The sequence below is a fragment of the Arthrobacter sp. AIWTK1 genome (genome assembly GCF_056680535.1).
Map to the genome: position 1 here is coordinate 3,966,097 of NZ_CM155287.1, position 12,798 is coordinate 3,978,894.

The 12,798-nt window shown below is 65.8% G+C and carries 14 protein-coding genes; 8 read left to right on the forward strand and 6 right to left on the reverse strand.

From position 1 onward, the window contains the following. Window positions 1–56: 56 nt before the first annotated feature. The 3 genes from AC1MDG_RS18220 to AC1MDG_RS18230 are packed head-to-tail and all read left to right on the forward strand — an operon-like array spanning window position 57 to window position 2,042. Window positions 57–491: a hypothetical protein gene (locus tag AC1MDG_RS18220; protein WP_479805778.1), complete on the forward strand. Its 435-nt coding sequence runs from the start codon at window positions 57–59 to the stop codon at window positions 489–491. Next, the gene (locus tag AC1MDG_RS18225) at window positions 488–1,237 is read left to right on the forward strand and encodes a cyclase family protein (RefSeq protein WP_479805780.1); all 750 of its coding nucleotides are present in this window, start codon (window positions 488–490) and stop codon (window positions 1,235–1,237) included. Before AC1MDG_RS18220 ends, AC1MDG_RS18225 begins: the two co-directional genes overlap by 4 nt. A gap of 46 nt (window positions 1,238–1,283) precedes the next feature. After that, window positions 1,284–2,042: an IclR family transcriptional regulator gene (locus AC1MDG_RS18230; protein ID WP_479805782.1), complete on the forward strand. Its 759-nt coding sequence runs from the start codon at window positions 1,284–1,286 to the stop codon at window positions 2,040–2,042. Here AC1MDG_RS18230 and AC1MDG_RS18235 read toward each other — a convergent pair. Beyond that, window positions 2,039–2,815 carry an IclR family transcriptional regulator gene (locus tag AC1MDG_RS18235; protein ID WP_479805784.1) on the reverse strand — a complete coding sequence of 259 codons (777 nt, stop codon included), beginning with the start codon at window positions 2,813–2,815 and terminating at the stop codon, window positions 2,039–2,041. The genes AC1MDG_RS18230 and AC1MDG_RS18235 overlap by 4 nt on opposite strands. 190 nt (window positions 2,816–3,005) lie before the next feature. Next, window positions 3,006–4,463, reverse strand: coding sequence for an amino acid permease (locus tag AC1MDG_RS18240; protein WP_479805786.1), 1,458 nt, complete (start codon window positions 4,461–4,463; stop codon window positions 3,006–3,008). 300 nt (window positions 4,464–4,763) lie between these two features. Between AC1MDG_RS18240 and AC1MDG_RS18245 the strand changes: the two genes are divergently transcribed. Together AC1MDG_RS18245 and AC1MDG_RS18250 are read left to right on the forward strand one after the other, a co-directional pair. Continuing rightward, window positions 4,764–5,813 carry a homoserine dehydrogenase gene (locus tag AC1MDG_RS18245; protein ID WP_479805788.1) on the forward strand — a complete coding sequence of 350 codons (1,050 nt, stop codon included), beginning with the start codon at window positions 4,764–4,766 and terminating at the stop codon, window positions 5,811–5,813. Further along, complete coding sequence (locus AC1MDG_RS18250) at window positions 5,806–7,215, forward strand: aldehyde dehydrogenase family protein (protein WP_479805790.1); 1,410 nt, start codon at window positions 5,806–5,808, stop codon at window positions 7,213–7,215. Before AC1MDG_RS18245 ends, AC1MDG_RS18250 begins: the two co-directional genes overlap by 8 nt. Window positions 7,216–7,228: 13 nt before the next feature. Here AC1MDG_RS18250 and AC1MDG_RS18255 read toward each other — a convergent pair whose 3' ends face one another. Then, window positions 7,229–7,702, reverse strand: a complete 474-nt coding sequence (locus AC1MDG_RS18255) for an Lrp/AsnC family transcriptional regulator (RefSeq protein ID WP_479805791.1) — start codon at window positions 7,700–7,702, stop codon at window positions 7,229–7,231. Window positions 7,703–7,788: 86 nt separating this feature from the next. On the opposite strand from AC1MDG_RS18255, the gene AC1MDG_RS18260 reads away from it, so the two are divergent. Then, window positions 7,789–8,487, forward strand: a complete 699-nt coding sequence (locus AC1MDG_RS18260) for an HAD hydrolase-like protein (RefSeq protein ID WP_479805793.1) — start codon at window positions 7,789–7,791, stop codon at window positions 8,485–8,487. Window positions 8,488–8,542: 55 nt separating this feature from the next. After that, window positions 8,543–9,790 (forward strand): NYN domain-containing protein, encoded by a 1,248-nt coding sequence (locus AC1MDG_RS18265; RefSeq protein WP_479805794.1) that lies wholly within the window; start codon window positions 8,543–8,545, stop codon window positions 9,788–9,790. 97 nt (window positions 9,791–9,887) lie between these two features. Here AC1MDG_RS18265 and AC1MDG_RS18270 read toward each other — a convergent pair whose 3' ends face one another. Continuing rightward, entirely contained in the window at window positions 9,888–10,151 is a 264-nt protein-coding gene (locus tag AC1MDG_RS18270) for a GlsB/YeaQ/YmgE family stress response membrane protein (RefSeq protein ID WP_479805795.1), read from the reverse strand. A 516-nt stretch (window positions 10,152–10,667) separates the two neighbouring features. Here AC1MDG_RS18270 and AC1MDG_RS18275 point away from each other — a divergent pair. Beyond that, window positions 10,668–10,985, forward strand: coding sequence for a hypothetical protein (locus AC1MDG_RS18275; protein WP_479805797.1), 318 nt, complete (start codon window positions 10,668–10,670; stop codon window positions 10,983–10,985). 9 nt (window positions 10,986–10,994) lie between these two features. Here AC1MDG_RS18275 and AC1MDG_RS18280 read toward each other — a convergent pair whose 3' ends face one another. Together AC1MDG_RS18280 and AC1MDG_RS18285 are read right to left on the reverse strand one after the other, a co-directional pair. Continuing rightward, window positions 10,995–11,915: a DUF817 domain-containing protein gene (locus AC1MDG_RS18280; RefSeq protein WP_479805798.1), complete on the reverse strand. Its 921-nt coding sequence runs from the start codon at window positions 11,913–11,915 to the stop codon at window positions 10,995–10,997. An 81-nt stretch (window positions 11,916–11,996) separates the two neighbouring features. After that, window positions 11,997–12,770 carry an oxygenase MpaB family protein gene (locus tag AC1MDG_RS18285; protein ID WP_479805800.1) on the reverse strand — a complete coding sequence of 258 codons (774 nt, stop codon included), beginning with the start codon at window positions 12,768–12,770 and terminating at the stop codon, window positions 11,997–11,999. Window positions 12,771–12,798 lie beyond the last annotated feature (28 nt).

Here is a 12,798-nt window from a genome sequence, read left to right on the forward strand (position 1 = left end):
CCGCACGGACGGCTCCGGACGATCGAGGGAAGAGGCATCAAGGCATGGATATTGGAATGAAAAGCGTGCGCAAACTCCGCGTCCACTGGCCCATCGGCGCAGGTTCCTTAAGGCGGCTGGTGGAGGGTGACCTGGAGGTCCTGAAGGCGGACCCGGGCCTCTCGTCACTTTTCGACACACTGGAGTCCTGCCCCGATCTCGGGGACTTTGGAAACTACCGGCATGTGTTCGAATCGAGTCTCGGCTTCGAGGGCTTCACGGCATCGGCCGGGGCAAATCCCACCTTCGGCCGCGCAGATGAGAGAACGTTTTCGCCCACCTTTGTCCTGACCACGTATCTGGACGCGGATCTGTCCGAAGAGGCCGTCAGCCGGCTCGTCAGGCGCATGATCGAAATTCACCCGTGGGAGGTGCCGGTCATCGAACTTTCCGAGCCGGTCCGGGTTTCCACGGCAGCGTCTGTTCGTCCGGCACTGGGACGGGCGTCATGACAGTCCAGGCCGCCGGGCTCTGGGAAGGATTCCAGTCGTTGCTGTCCGGCCGGTCGTTCACCGATCTGACGCACGCCTTCCACCCCGGCCAACCGCACTTCCCTGCGTTTCCGGACGAACGCAGGACGGCTCTTTTCGACCTGGAAAACGGCGACGGTTTCACGGCACACGTCTACTCCATCGTCGGCCAGTGGGGCACCCACGTCGACCCGCCGTCGCACTTTATCCGTGGCGGGCGAACGCTGGACAACATCCCGGTGGACGAGATGGTGCTGCCTCTGGTGGTACTGGACATCAGCACCAGGGCCGCGGGTGACGCCGACGCGACGCCCACGCTGGATGACGTCAGCGCATGGGAGGAGCGCAACGGAAGGATTCCGGCGGGCGCGTTCGTGGCGCTTCGGACCGGCTGGAGCAACCGCTGGCCCGACCCGGAAGCCATGGCGAACCGGGATTCCGACGGCGTCAGCCACACACCGGGCTGGTCCCAAGAGGTGCTGTCCTTCCTGGTCGGCGAGCGGAACATCACGGCGATCGGCCACGAGCAAACCGACACGGACCCGGGCAAGGCGACGTCGAACCAGGATTTCAGCCTGGAAACCTACATCCTTGCCCAGGACCGCTGGCAGATAGAGTTGCTCGCCAATCTGGATGGCCTGCCTGAATCAGGCGCTGTGCTGGTGGCAACCTGGCCGAAGCCGCACGGCGGAAGCGGGTTCCCGGCACGGGTCTTCGCGATCCACTAGGGACAAGCTCCCTGCCCCTCGGACGCCAGGAACTAAGATCGGATCCATGTCGAAGATCTCCAGCATGGGCCGCGGAATGCAAGTCGTCTTCGCCGTCGGGTCCCGTCACAAGGGCGGGGCGCGGGGCGCGACTGTCGGGGACATCGCCGCGGATCTCGGCAAGGACCGCAGCCAGATCTCCCGCGGACTGAAAGCCGCCCAGCAGGAGAACTTCCTGCTCCGGGGCGGGCACCGGGAGTATTCGCTGGACTGGAGCCTCTATACGGATGCCCAGTTGCTCACTGAGCAAAGGCTCCGAACCGAGGGATTGACGGCGCTGGAGGGGCTCGTCGAGGATACCGGCGAGGGCTGCTTCCTGGGTGTCCTCAACGGGGACAGCACCGTGACCATTGGTGAGCATGTCCCGCCGAACAGCACGATGGTGGGCTCGTGGATCGGCCGGCCCTACCCCGCTTACTGCAGCGATGCCGGCCAGGCGCTGCTGTGGGACGCCAGCGACGCCGAGGTCCGGGCCGTCTTCAGCCATACCGAATTCGTGCGCCATGGCCCCAACACTCCCGCCGACATCGAGGACTTCATTGTTCGCCTGGCCGGGGCGCGGGAGCGCGGATATTCCGTGGTGGATGAAGAGGCGGAGCCTCACCTGTACTCCGTGGCCGTTCCCGTGCGCGACTTCCGCGGCGAGACCATCGCCGCGTTGCAGGTGGTCGGATCAAAGGCGCGGCTTGAGCCGAAGTGCGAAGAGATTGCCGCCGCGGCCCTGAAGTGGGGCGGCCGGCTTGAAGCGGCCCTGGGGGCGTCCTAGCTGACTCCGGCGCCGTCCGCACCCACCGCTGCGAGGCGCTTTGCTGCCGAATGCAGCGCATCGGCTATTTCCCCGGTCCGGAGCTCAACGGCGGCCCGGCTGCCCAGGACAGAGAGGGCTGCGCTGACGCGTCCGTCCGGATCCCGCACGGGAACGGCCAGCTCATGGACATCGTGTTCAAACTCCTCGGCCGCCCCGATGAAGCCCTGCGGACGGTCATGCTCCATCAAGTCGCACACTTCCGACACAGAGTGGGCCGCCCGGGGGCCGCCCACGCCGATGAAGTCCATGCCCTGGAGAAGCTTCTCCACCTCTGCTGCCGTGTGGTCCCAGAGGAGGGCACGGCCTGATCCCGTGCACCAGACGGGTGTGACCATGCCCGGTTTCACAAAGCTTCCCAGCACGCCGTCATTGCTCGACGTCCTGAGGAGGATCACGCGCACACCGTCACGGGCTGACAGCCGGGCCCGGAGCCCGAACTCCGCCACGAAGAGTTCCAGTTCGCTCTTCGCCTGGCCGATCCAGCCGACATTAAGGCTGGCCGCAAGCTGGAAGAAGGCCGGACCGGCACGGAACGGTCCGCGTTCCACCCGCTCCAGAATGGCCAGCTCGCACAGCTCCTGGGTAAGCCGGGACACGCGGCTTTGGTCCATCTCCAGTTCGGCGGCGAGCTGGGATACCCCCAGCAGTCCCCTGCCCCGCTTCTCGCGGTCGACGATGAGCCGCACAATGCGAAGACCCTGGCCCAGCGATGACGCTTCCGACAATTCCAAGCTGAACCGCTCCCTCTGGTGGACTTCAACGCCCATTCTCACACAGCGCAGGCAGTGGTGACCGGCGGCTTTCGTCGTCCCGGAACGGCCGGCCTTCGGAGGAACACGCCAGAGGCCCGGCGGCCGAACACTGGTTCGGACGCCGGGCCGGCGGGTTGGCTCAGCACTGCCGCAGCACTGCCGCAACCAGCTACTTGGCGAGCTGCTGCCGCCGTCCGTACTTGAAGTAGAAGAAGGCGTAACAGGCGCCCACGAACGGAATGCCGAAGTACAGGGCTGCGACCTGGTTCGGGTCGAAGGCGATGCCGATCAGCGAGATGAGGCACAGCGCGAACGCAAGGATCGGAACCACCGGGAACAGCGGGGCCTTGTAGGCGAGGTCGTCGATGTTTCCACCGTTCCGGACGAAGGCCCGCCTGTGGAAGAAGTGCGATGCCGTGATGGACATCCAGACGCCCACAACAGCGAACCCGGCGACTGACACCAGTGCGAGATACACCGATTCCGGCGCGACGACGCTGCTGATGAGCGAGGCCAGCCCGCCCACCATGCTGACGCAAAGGGCGATGAGGGGAATCCCGCGTTTGGTCAGCTTCCGGAATGCCTTCGGCGCGTGCCCCTCCTCGGACAGGGAAAAGAGCATCCTTGCGCAGGAGAACAGGCCGCTGTTACCGGCGGAGAGCAGTGCGGTGATGATGACGAAGTTCATGATGTCCGCGGCATAGGGGATGCCGATGGAGGAAAAGACGGTGACGAAGGGACTCTCATCCAGGCCCACCTGGTCAAAGGGGATGGTGGCGGCGATGACAGCGATGGCGCCCACGAAGAAGATCAGCAGGCGGAACACCGTGGTCCGCATTGCCTTGGGAATGCTGGTCTCGGGGTTGGCGGTTTCGCCCGCTGCGACGCCGATGAGTTCCGAACCGGAGAACGCGTAGAAAACCGCCAGGGCAGTCACCAGGACGCCGGAGAAGCCGTTGGGGAACAGTCCGCCCGACGTGTTGAAGTTTTCGAACAGGAACGGGTGGGAGCCGCCGGCCAGCGGGTGGAACCCGACCAGCGCGGCGCCGCCGAAGGCAATCAGGACGACGATGGCACCCACCTTGATGATGGAAAACCAGAACTCGGATTCGCCGAAGAAGCGCGAGGAGACGGCGTTCAGGGCAAACAGTATGGACGCGAAGACGACGCACCAGACCCACACCTCGATTCCCGGGAACCAGCGCTGCATGAGCAGGCCGGCCGCGGTGAATTCAGATCCCAGGGCCACCGCCCAGCACAGCCAGTACAGCCAGGCCGTGGTGAAGCCGGTGGCGGGGCCGATGGACCTTGCGGCGTAGATGTGGAACGCGCCCGAGACCGGATAGGCGATGGCCAGCTCGCCGAGGCAGGCCATGACGAGGTAGACGACGAAGGCGCCCACGAGATACGCGAGGACCGCGCCCAGCGGGCCGGCCTGGGAGATCGTGTAGCCCGAACTGAGGAAAAGGCCCGACCCGATGACGCCGCCCATGGCGATCATCACCAGGTGCCGCGGGCCCATGGATCGCTGGAGCCCCGGCGCCGGTCCGCGCTCTGATTCAGCGGGTCCCGATTCAGTTAATAAAGAAGCCTGCGGATCCAAGCGGGTTGTGGAAGAAAGTTCCATGAATTGCTCCCGGGAGAGTAGTCGAGGTGCGAACGGGATTGATGCACCGGAAAGCCTCGGAGGGCGCTGGGGACCAGACCGGTAAACCCAACCACCGTGATGAAAGTAACACCAAAACGCCTTTTTGATCTTTAAAAACATTCTTAGATGCATATATTGCACGAATATTAAGGGCTGGCCGTACGTATGGCGTCATCCTTGGTCACTTTGCGCAGTCCTTTGGGCGGAATCACATGGCGGGACGGACACGGAGCGCCCTGAGCATGGAAGCACCAAGCAATTCCGAGAGAAGGACACGGCATGACCACCTACGACCTTGCACTGATTGGCTTCGGCGGAGTGAACCGCAGCCTCGCTGAGCTGATCGCCGCCCGCGGTGAAGCACTCCGCGCCGAGGTGGGCTTCGGCCTGCGTGTAGTTGCCATCACGGATCTGCGCCTCGGGTCCCTCGTGGACGCCGGCGGCATCGACCTGTCCATGGCCCTGGCGCTGGGCGGCGACGGCGAAACCTTTGCCCGGCACGGCGGTTCCGCGGAGCCGGATAACGAAGGCATGATCCGCAACTGCCCGGCGGACATCATCTGCGAGGCCACCTTCACCAATCCCGAGGACGGCGAGCCGGCGGTGTCGCACGTCCGCTGGGCACTGGAGTCCGGCAAGAGCGTCTGCACCACCAACAAGGGACCCGTGGCGCTACGCGGCCGGGAGCTGGCAGCCCTGGCGGAACGGCACGGTGTCCGCTTCGAGTTTGAAGGTGCCGTCATGAGCGGCACCCCGGTGATCCGGCTTGCCAAGCAGATGTTCGGCGGGCTGCAGCTCAACGGCTTCGAAGGGATCATGAACGGCACCAGCAACTACGTCCTGGGGCGCATGGAAGCGGGTCTTGAACTTGGCGAGGCTGTCCGGGAGGCCCAGGAACTGGGTTACGCCGAGGCGAATCCCGCCGCTGACCTCGAAGGATTCGACGTGCAACTGAAGGTGCTGATCCTCGCCAACGAACTGCTTGGCGGGAACCTTCAGCTGAAGGACGTCCACCGGGAGGGAATCTCCGCCCTGACGCCGGAGGATATCCGGGCAGCCGCTTCGGCCGGCCGGCGCTGGAAGCTGATCGGATCCGCCAGGCGGACTCCCGACGGCGGCATCGTGGCGGGCGTTGCTCCGCGCGCCGTTGAAGTGGGGCACAGCCTTGCCGGCATCTCGGGCGCCACGAACGCGGTTTCGTTCGACACCGACCTGCTGGGCCCCGTGACGGTTTCCGGTCCCGGCGCCGGACGCATCGAGACGGCCTACGCGCTGCTCTCCGACATCGTGGCCATCCACAAGATGGCGGAAGGACTGGCACATGTCTGAAGCCACCGTTATGCAGGTTGTCCGCGCTCCACGGCTCCACGAGGTGACCAGTCCCTACGACGGCAGGATGGTCGGATGCGTCGCCGTCACCGACGTCAGCGCCGTTGAAGAACTGATGGCCGCGGCACGCTCGGGCGCCGTGGCGGCAAAGTCCCTGTCCCGCCATGCACGCGCTGCCATCCTGTCCACGGCCGCTTCCGACATCGAGCGCAGGAGCGAGGTCTTCGCGCAGACCATCGTGGCGGAGGCGGGGAAGACCATCCGCCAGGCGCGCAAGGAGGTGCACCGGGCCGTCAACACCCTCCGGCTATCCGCGGAGGAGGCTACGCGCGGTGCCGGCGAGGTCATACCCTTCGACGCCTATGCCGGATCAGAGGACCGGACCGGCTGGTTCACGCGCGAGCCGCTAGGGATCATTGCGGCCATCACGCCGTTCAACGATCCCCTCAACCTCGTGGCCCACAAGGTGGGCCCGGCGATCGCAGGGGGCAACGCCGTCGTGCTCAAGCCGTCAGCCCTCACGCCGTTGTCCGCACAACTGCTGGCCGACGCCCTGTACGACGCCGGCCTGCCGCCGGAGGCCCTGACGGTGGTCCACGGCGGGAGGGATGTTGCGGCTGCCATCATCCGGACCCGGGACGTGCGGATGGTTTCCTTTACCGGCGGCTTCGCCACCGGTGAGGCAATCGCCCGCACGGCAGGGCTGAAGAAGCTCGCCATGGACCTGGGCGGCAACGCACCGGTGATCGTCCTGGACGATGCGGACGTGGACCATGCGGTGGATTCCTGTGTATCCGGCGCGTTCTGGGCTGCGGGGCAGAACTGCGTGGGAGTGCAGAGGATCCTGGTCCACCACTCCGTCTACAGCGAATTCCGTGGGAAGTTCCTGGCTGCCACCCATGCGCTGGTGACCGGTGACCCCGCCGAGGAACGGACCGACGTTGGCCCCATGATTACCCCCGGTGCGGTGCGGGAGGTCCAACTCAAGATCAGCGGGGCCGTTGATGCCGGCGCAGCGGTCCTGGCAGGCAACCGGGCGGAGGGAAATGTGCTGCTGCCGACGGTCCTGGAGTCCGTTCCGGAGGAATGCCGCCTCTGGCAGGAGGAAGTCTTCGGACCGGTGGTCATGCTCAAGGTGTTCAGCACCTACGACGAAGCCATCGAACTGGCGAACTCCATCGAGTTCAGCCTGCACGCAGGCATCTTCACCAGGTCGCTCGCGTCGGCCATGGGTGCGGCACGTGATCTGGACGCGGGCGGCGTCATGGTCAATGACTCCTCAGATTACAGGTTCGACGGCATGCCGTTCGGCGGGTCCAAGTACGGCAGCATGGGCCGCGAAGGAGTCCGGTTCGCCCACGAGGAAATGACGCAGCCCAAGGTGGTCTGCATCAGGAGCTAGCGAGGCAGCAGGCCTACGGTTCGGCTGTCCCGTGCCCGTCGGTTCCCCGCCGGCGGATGACGTTGGACAGGGTCAGCGCGGTCACGGTGTCGCCCACGCCGGGGAGGGCCGCGATCTGCTCCCAGATCTCCTGGACCCTGTCCAGCGAGCGCGCTTCAAGCCTCACCAGCAGGTCAAAGTCACCGCTCAGGACATCGCAGAGGACCACTTCGGGAATGGTCCGCAATGCTGCCAGGACGTCGGCACCGCGCATGCGGTCCTTGCGGTAAATCATGAGGAAAGCGGAAACCATGCTCTGGCCCACGCTGCCCGCCACAATCGTGTAGCCCTGGATGTAGCCCTGCCGCTCCAGGCGGTCAACACGTTGCCGCACGGCGTTCCGGGACAAAAGCACCCTGCCGGCCAGTTCGGCATGGGACACCCGGGCGTTCTTTGTGAGTTCCGCAAGGATCTTCTGGTCGATGTGATCCAAACCCGCCCCGTCCATCCCTACCCTCCGCCGCAACCATCGGTTCGCCCTTGTCCCCTGGACTGGGCGTGCGCCGATGCCGTAGCCAGAAAGGCTCCGCAGAAATGATACGTCCACGCCGGGACAATCAGGCACCCGCCGCCATCACCTGCATTCTGTTCGACATGGACGGGACGCTTCTGGACTCCGCGCCGGGGGTGATGGACAGCGCTGCCCGGGCGCTCAAGGCGGTCAATGCCCCTGTCCCTCCACCCGGGGAACTGCTCAAGTATGTTGGACCGCCCATGTACGAGTCGTTGAGGCACAGCGCAGGCCTGGACGAAGCAACAGCCCGGGACGCGCTCCGGCACTACCGCGCAGCCTACGCCGAAACAGGGGCCCGGCAATCCAGCCTTTTTGGCGGCATCGACAACCTGTTGGCTCAGCTGGATTCGTTGCAGTGTCCGATGGCGGTGGCAACGTCCAAAGTGGAGGATCAGGCGGTCCGGATGGCCCGCGCTTTTGCGATCGACCGCCACTTCGCCGACGTCTGCGGTGCCTCCGACGCAGCCGGAAGGGCCTCCAAGGAGGATGTGATTGCCGAATCGCTGGCGCGGCTTAAGGCGCAGGGCGTGGACATCTCCAGTCCGGTTATGGTGGGCGACCGAAGCTACGACGTTGCCGGCGCGGCGGCACACCGGATTCCTACGATTTTTGTCTCATGGGGCTACGGGGAGCCGTCGGAAGCCCGTGAAGCCGCAGCTGTGGCACAGACACCCGAGATTCTTGGGCGTCTGCTATGCGCCGGCCGGCCGCCTGCCTGAGCGTGTCGTGAAAAGGGCGGCTGCAGCTACCCCGGCGTGCTGGCACACTGGGCAGATGAAAGAGTCGCACTCCCCCGCCCGACGACCCGGAATCCGGGCGGCCATGTTTGTCGACTTCGACAACGTGTACACCGGCTTGCTGGCCCTCGATCCCCTGGCCGCGAAGCGGTTCGCCGAGGATCCAAAACACTGGGCGGATGCCCTATCGGCCGGCGGCTCAGCCGAAAACTCCCGCCGCTTCCTGATCCGAAACTGCTACCTGAACCCCGTGGTGTATTCGAAGTACCGGACGTACTGGACCCGCGCAGGTTTCCGTGTGATCGACTGCCCCTCGCTGACCCAGCGCGGGAAATCCAGCACCGACATCAACCTGGTGCTGGATGCGATGGACGCGCTGTCCGGCAGCGCAGGCATTGACGAGTTCTTCATCGCCTCGGCGGATGCTGACTTCACGTCCCTCATCCAGCGCTTTCGGGCGGCTGACAAGATGACCACGGTCATCGCCGCCGGCGCCGTGGCCTTTGCCTACCGCGAGATGGCGGACAGCGTGGTGGAGTCCCACGACTTCGTTGCCATCCTCAACGGCACCACCGCCGAGCCCATCCACGCCGTGGCCTCTGTTCAGCCGCCGCAGGCACAGCAGGCTGCCAAGGTGAAACCCAAGGCAAAGTCGAAGACGGCTTCGGCCGCGGTCCGCGAGGTCTGCGACTTCGTTCGGGCCGCCCCGGGTCCGGTTGTCGGTGCGATGGTGGCCCACAGGGCCCTCACGGCGGACCCTTCCCTGAAAACAGACTGGGGCGGGTACGGAAAATTCGGGACCTGGGTGGCGCAGATCGGCAACGGCATTGAATACTCGCCCTCACGGGGCGGCTGGGTCTGGGACGCGCAGAGGTTTTCCAGCGATGACCTGCCCGCCGACGCGGACGTCGAGCCCGGCATCGACGAACGGGTCACCAGGGTGACGGACGTGCCCGCCCTCTCCGAGGCGCAGTTCCGGCAGCTTTTCCAGGCATTGGCAGCCCGGCTTCGCGAACAGCCGGTCAACCGCAACGAGCTCTCCCGGCTCGTCCGGGACGACTGCGTTACCGCAGGCCAGCCGGTGTCCCGCGGTGCAGTGAACTTTGTGATCCAGGGCCTGGGCTACGTCAATTACCAGCTGAATGAAAACGCCACGGCGGAGGGGCTGGCGGCGGCCTGGACCGAGAACGTGGAGGAGCTCTGCCGCGTGGCGCTGATGGAGTTCGACGACGCCGAGAAGGCGGCCCTGCGCCGCTGGGCCAGCGGCGGCTACCTGGAGGCGTAGTTCCCCTGCGGCAGGCGTCAGTGAGGGGACGACGGCGGGGAGGAGCCGCCGTCGTCTGTCTCGGTCTGCTTCGGTGTGCGGCCTCAGGACCGCGCGGTCAGGCCCTGCTTCGACGCGTCACGGCGCCGAAAATGCCCAGGACAATCACGGCGCCCAGGATAGCCAGGAGCCAGGTCCTGAGATCGAAGAATTCAGCGAGGCCGCCGCCGAAGATCAGAGAGCCGATCCATCCGCCAAGGATGGCGCCGACCACACCCAGAACCATCGTGACTACCCAGCCGCCGCCCTGCCTGCCTGGAAGTATGGCCTTTGCGATAGCTCCCGCGATCAAGCCGAGCAGGAGAAAACCGAGAATTCCCATGACGAGCTTCCTTCCGAATGAGAGAACCGCTTAGCTGCGGCAGGAGCAGGAAGTCCTGCTGGTCGGGTCATGCCCGTTGCCTGCTGCCCTCCACGGTCCGGGTTGCCGGCACCTGCCGGTGACAGGATTCTAGGGATCCTCGTACGGCCCGTCACGAGTGGCTGCCACCCGAATTTGCAGCCGCACACGCGCACCGGCAGCACGGACTACGCGCATCAGAGTGGCGGCGTGCCGTGCCACGTGCTTCCGGCGGCCCGTCCCGAAGCGGCGGTGCGCTCAGGTCGGTCGGTCGCCGGATCGCCTGCGCCGCGGTGACCGTGCTCGCTCTAGCGGGGTGCTCATCCGGAGGCGGGACGCCCGGTGCTACGCCCCCTGCGTCGCCATCAGGCAGCCCTGCGGCAACCGGCTTTCCAGACACAGTCTTCACGGACCAGGAGCTCGCGGCAATCATCAACGGAGTCGCGCAGAACCGGAACCTGCCGTTCCCCCCGGCCCAGGACTCCGCACGCCAGCGAAGTGGAGCCTCCCTACCCGTTTGACACCCGCGCCGCCGCACTCCGGGATTGCGCGACGATCCAGGAGAGTACTTTTGGCGGCAGCCCGCGCGAATGGTCTTCGCTCACGCATCTGAACACAACCCTTGCTGCCGACTCCAGCTATGCCGTCGTCTACCAGCTATCCGACGGAACAGGCGAGTGGCATGTCCGGGCCGGCGCCCGCAGGGGGAGCCTTTCGGTGGAGGCCAGCAGGGCATCCTCACCGTCCGAAGCGCAGGCCACCGCGGACGGGCTGGACACCTTCTTCGGCAAGGTGTTCTCCAATGCCGGGCTGTAGGGCCCGCCCTCAAAATGGAGTCCGTGTGCCCTCTCCACCCGGAACCAGATGCAGATTGGTTTCACCGGTGGCATCCTCCGTCGTCTCCGGCGGCTCGGGCTTGTACACCCAGGCCACCAGTACCACCGAGATGATCATCAGCAGGAACCACGAAACCAGTTTGTCGAGCGACACCATGTGCCACCCGTCCACCTGGCTGGGGTAGAGCCAGGCCCCCGACCAGGTGGCGATGTTCTCGGCAATCCAGATGAACAGCGCCACCAGCAGGAACGCCAGGACCAGCGGCATCCGGAATGTCCGGCGGAACACGCGGAAGTGCATGACGCACCGTCCGAAGACGATCACGACGGCTGCCAGAAGCACCCAGCGCGCGTCCCAGATGTAGTGATGGGTGAAGAAGTTCACGTAGATTGCCGCGGCAACGATCGCCGTGATCCACCGCCGCGGGTACCGGGCGAAGCGCAGGTCGAAGAGCCGGTAGACACGCACCATGTACGAACCGACGGCCGCGTACATGAAGCCGCTGAAGAGCGGGACCGCCCCGATGCGCAGGAACCCTTCGGCCTCATAGGACCACGAGCCGACGTCGGTCTTGAACAGCTCCATCACCGTCCCCACAATGTGGAACAGAACAATAACCCTCAGCTCGCGGACAGTTTCCAGGCGAGTGGCCACCATCAGGATCTGGATGGCGACGGCGGCGAGGGTCAGGAAGTCGTTCCTGGCCAAACCGGCGTCGTCCGGGTACCAAAGGCGTGCCGCCAGAAGCACGGCGAGGAGCGCGGCCCCGAAGATGCACGCCCAGCCCTGCTTGAGGCCGAAAACCACAAACTCGGTGAGCCTGGAGCGGGCGCCACCGGCAGGGCCCTTGTCCAGGAATTGGTGAGCACGCTCATCGATCAAGAGCTCTACGGACGTGAAACTCCGCACTGATACCTCGTTCCCCCGCCACGAGTGGCAACATTGGTTTTCTCCGCCGGACGTGGGCCCGGCCACGGGCCCTTACAGAATCTATGCCGTGCCGAGCCGGCCCAGGCAGTAGTCCTTGGGCCAGTGTCGGACCCGCCGCGGCAGCCGCGGATAGACCACCGAGGACCACCGCATGGTGCGGTCGAACCAGCGGCCGTGCCGTTCGCTCCAGGGCAGTCCGACCCCCCGCCGAAGCTGGTCCGGCAGGAGGCCTGCGGTGATGAAGCGCGCCAGCGGCATGACCACGCGCTGCCAAAGCCGGGGATCACGCGGATAGAGCAGGCTGCGCGCCACCCCTGACGTCACGTCGTCGGCCTCCAGCCCCTGCAGACACCCCTCCCAGTAGCTGCCGAACGCCTCGCGGTCCGCGGGCCACAGGTCGGCGGGAAGCTGCAGTGCCGTGCCGAGCCTCGCGTAGTCCCGGTACATGAAGTCTGCGGCTTCGTCGTCCAGCGCACCGTAGATTCTTTCGTAGACCGTGACGGCGGTGTCGTACAGGGTTGCCACCACCCAGAGCTGGGCGTGCGCATCGAAGGCGCTGTAGCCAGCGGAGCCGGCGTCGGGCTTGCGGCGGACGGGGCCGTGGGCGCGGTTCACGCTGCGGCGCACTGCTGCCACCTGGGCCTCGGTCCCGTACACCACGGCATACACGTAGGTGAGGGTGGCGCGAAGCCGTTCGAGCGGGCGATCCGCGAAATTGCTGTGCTCGGCAACCCCGTGACCCACCGCCGGGTTCGCGATCTGCAGCAGGATAGCCCGCCCTGCCCCGGCCAGCAGAACGCCCTCTGCTCCCATGTCGGCAAGTCGACGCACCATGCCCACACACTACCCGAGAGCCCACCCT

Bases quoted from the DNA above. Each gene is read 5' to 3' on its own strand.
- AC1MDG_RS18220 (WP_479805778.1), top strand. From the start codon at position 57: ATGAAAAGCGTGCGCAAACTCCGCGTCCACTGGCCCATCGGCGCAGGT.
- AC1MDG_RS18225 (WP_479805780.1), top strand. From the start codon at position 488: ATGACAGTCCAGGCCGCCGGGCTCTGGGAAGGATTCCAGTCGTTGCTG.
- AC1MDG_RS18230 (WP_479805782.1), top strand. From the start codon at position 1,284: ATGTCGAAGATCTCCAGCATGGGCCGCGGAATGCAAGTCGTCTTCGCC.
- AC1MDG_RS18240 (WP_479805786.1), bottom strand. From the start codon at position 4,463: ATGGAACTTTCTTCCACAACCCGCTTGGATCCGCAGGCTTCTTTATTA.
- AC1MDG_RS18245 (WP_479805788.1), top strand. From the start codon at position 4,764: ATGACCACCTACGACCTTGCACTGATTGGCTTCGGCGGAGTGAACCGC.
- AC1MDG_RS18250 (WP_479805790.1), top strand. From the start codon at position 5,806: ATGTCTGAAGCCACCGTTATGCAGGTTGTCCGCGCTCCACGGCTCCAC.
- AC1MDG_RS18255 (WP_479805791.1), bottom strand. From the start codon at position 7,702: ATGGACGGGGCGGGTTTGGATCACATCGACCAGAAGATCCTTGCGGAA.
- AC1MDG_RS18260 (WP_479805793.1), top strand. From the start codon at position 7,789: ATGATACGTCCACGCCGGGACAATCAGGCACCCGCCGCCATCACCTGC.
- AC1MDG_RS18265 (WP_479805794.1), top strand. From the start codon at position 8,543: ATGAAAGAGTCGCACTCCCCCGCCCGACGACCCGGAATCCGGGCGGCC.
- AC1MDG_RS18270 (WP_479805795.1), bottom strand. From the start codon at position 10,151: ATGGGAATTCTCGGTTTTCTCCTGCTCGGCTTGATCGCGGGAGCTATC.
- AC1MDG_RS18285 (WP_479805800.1), bottom strand. From the start codon at position 12,770: ATGGTGCGTCGACTTGCCGACATGGGAGCAGAGGGCGTTCTGCTGGCC.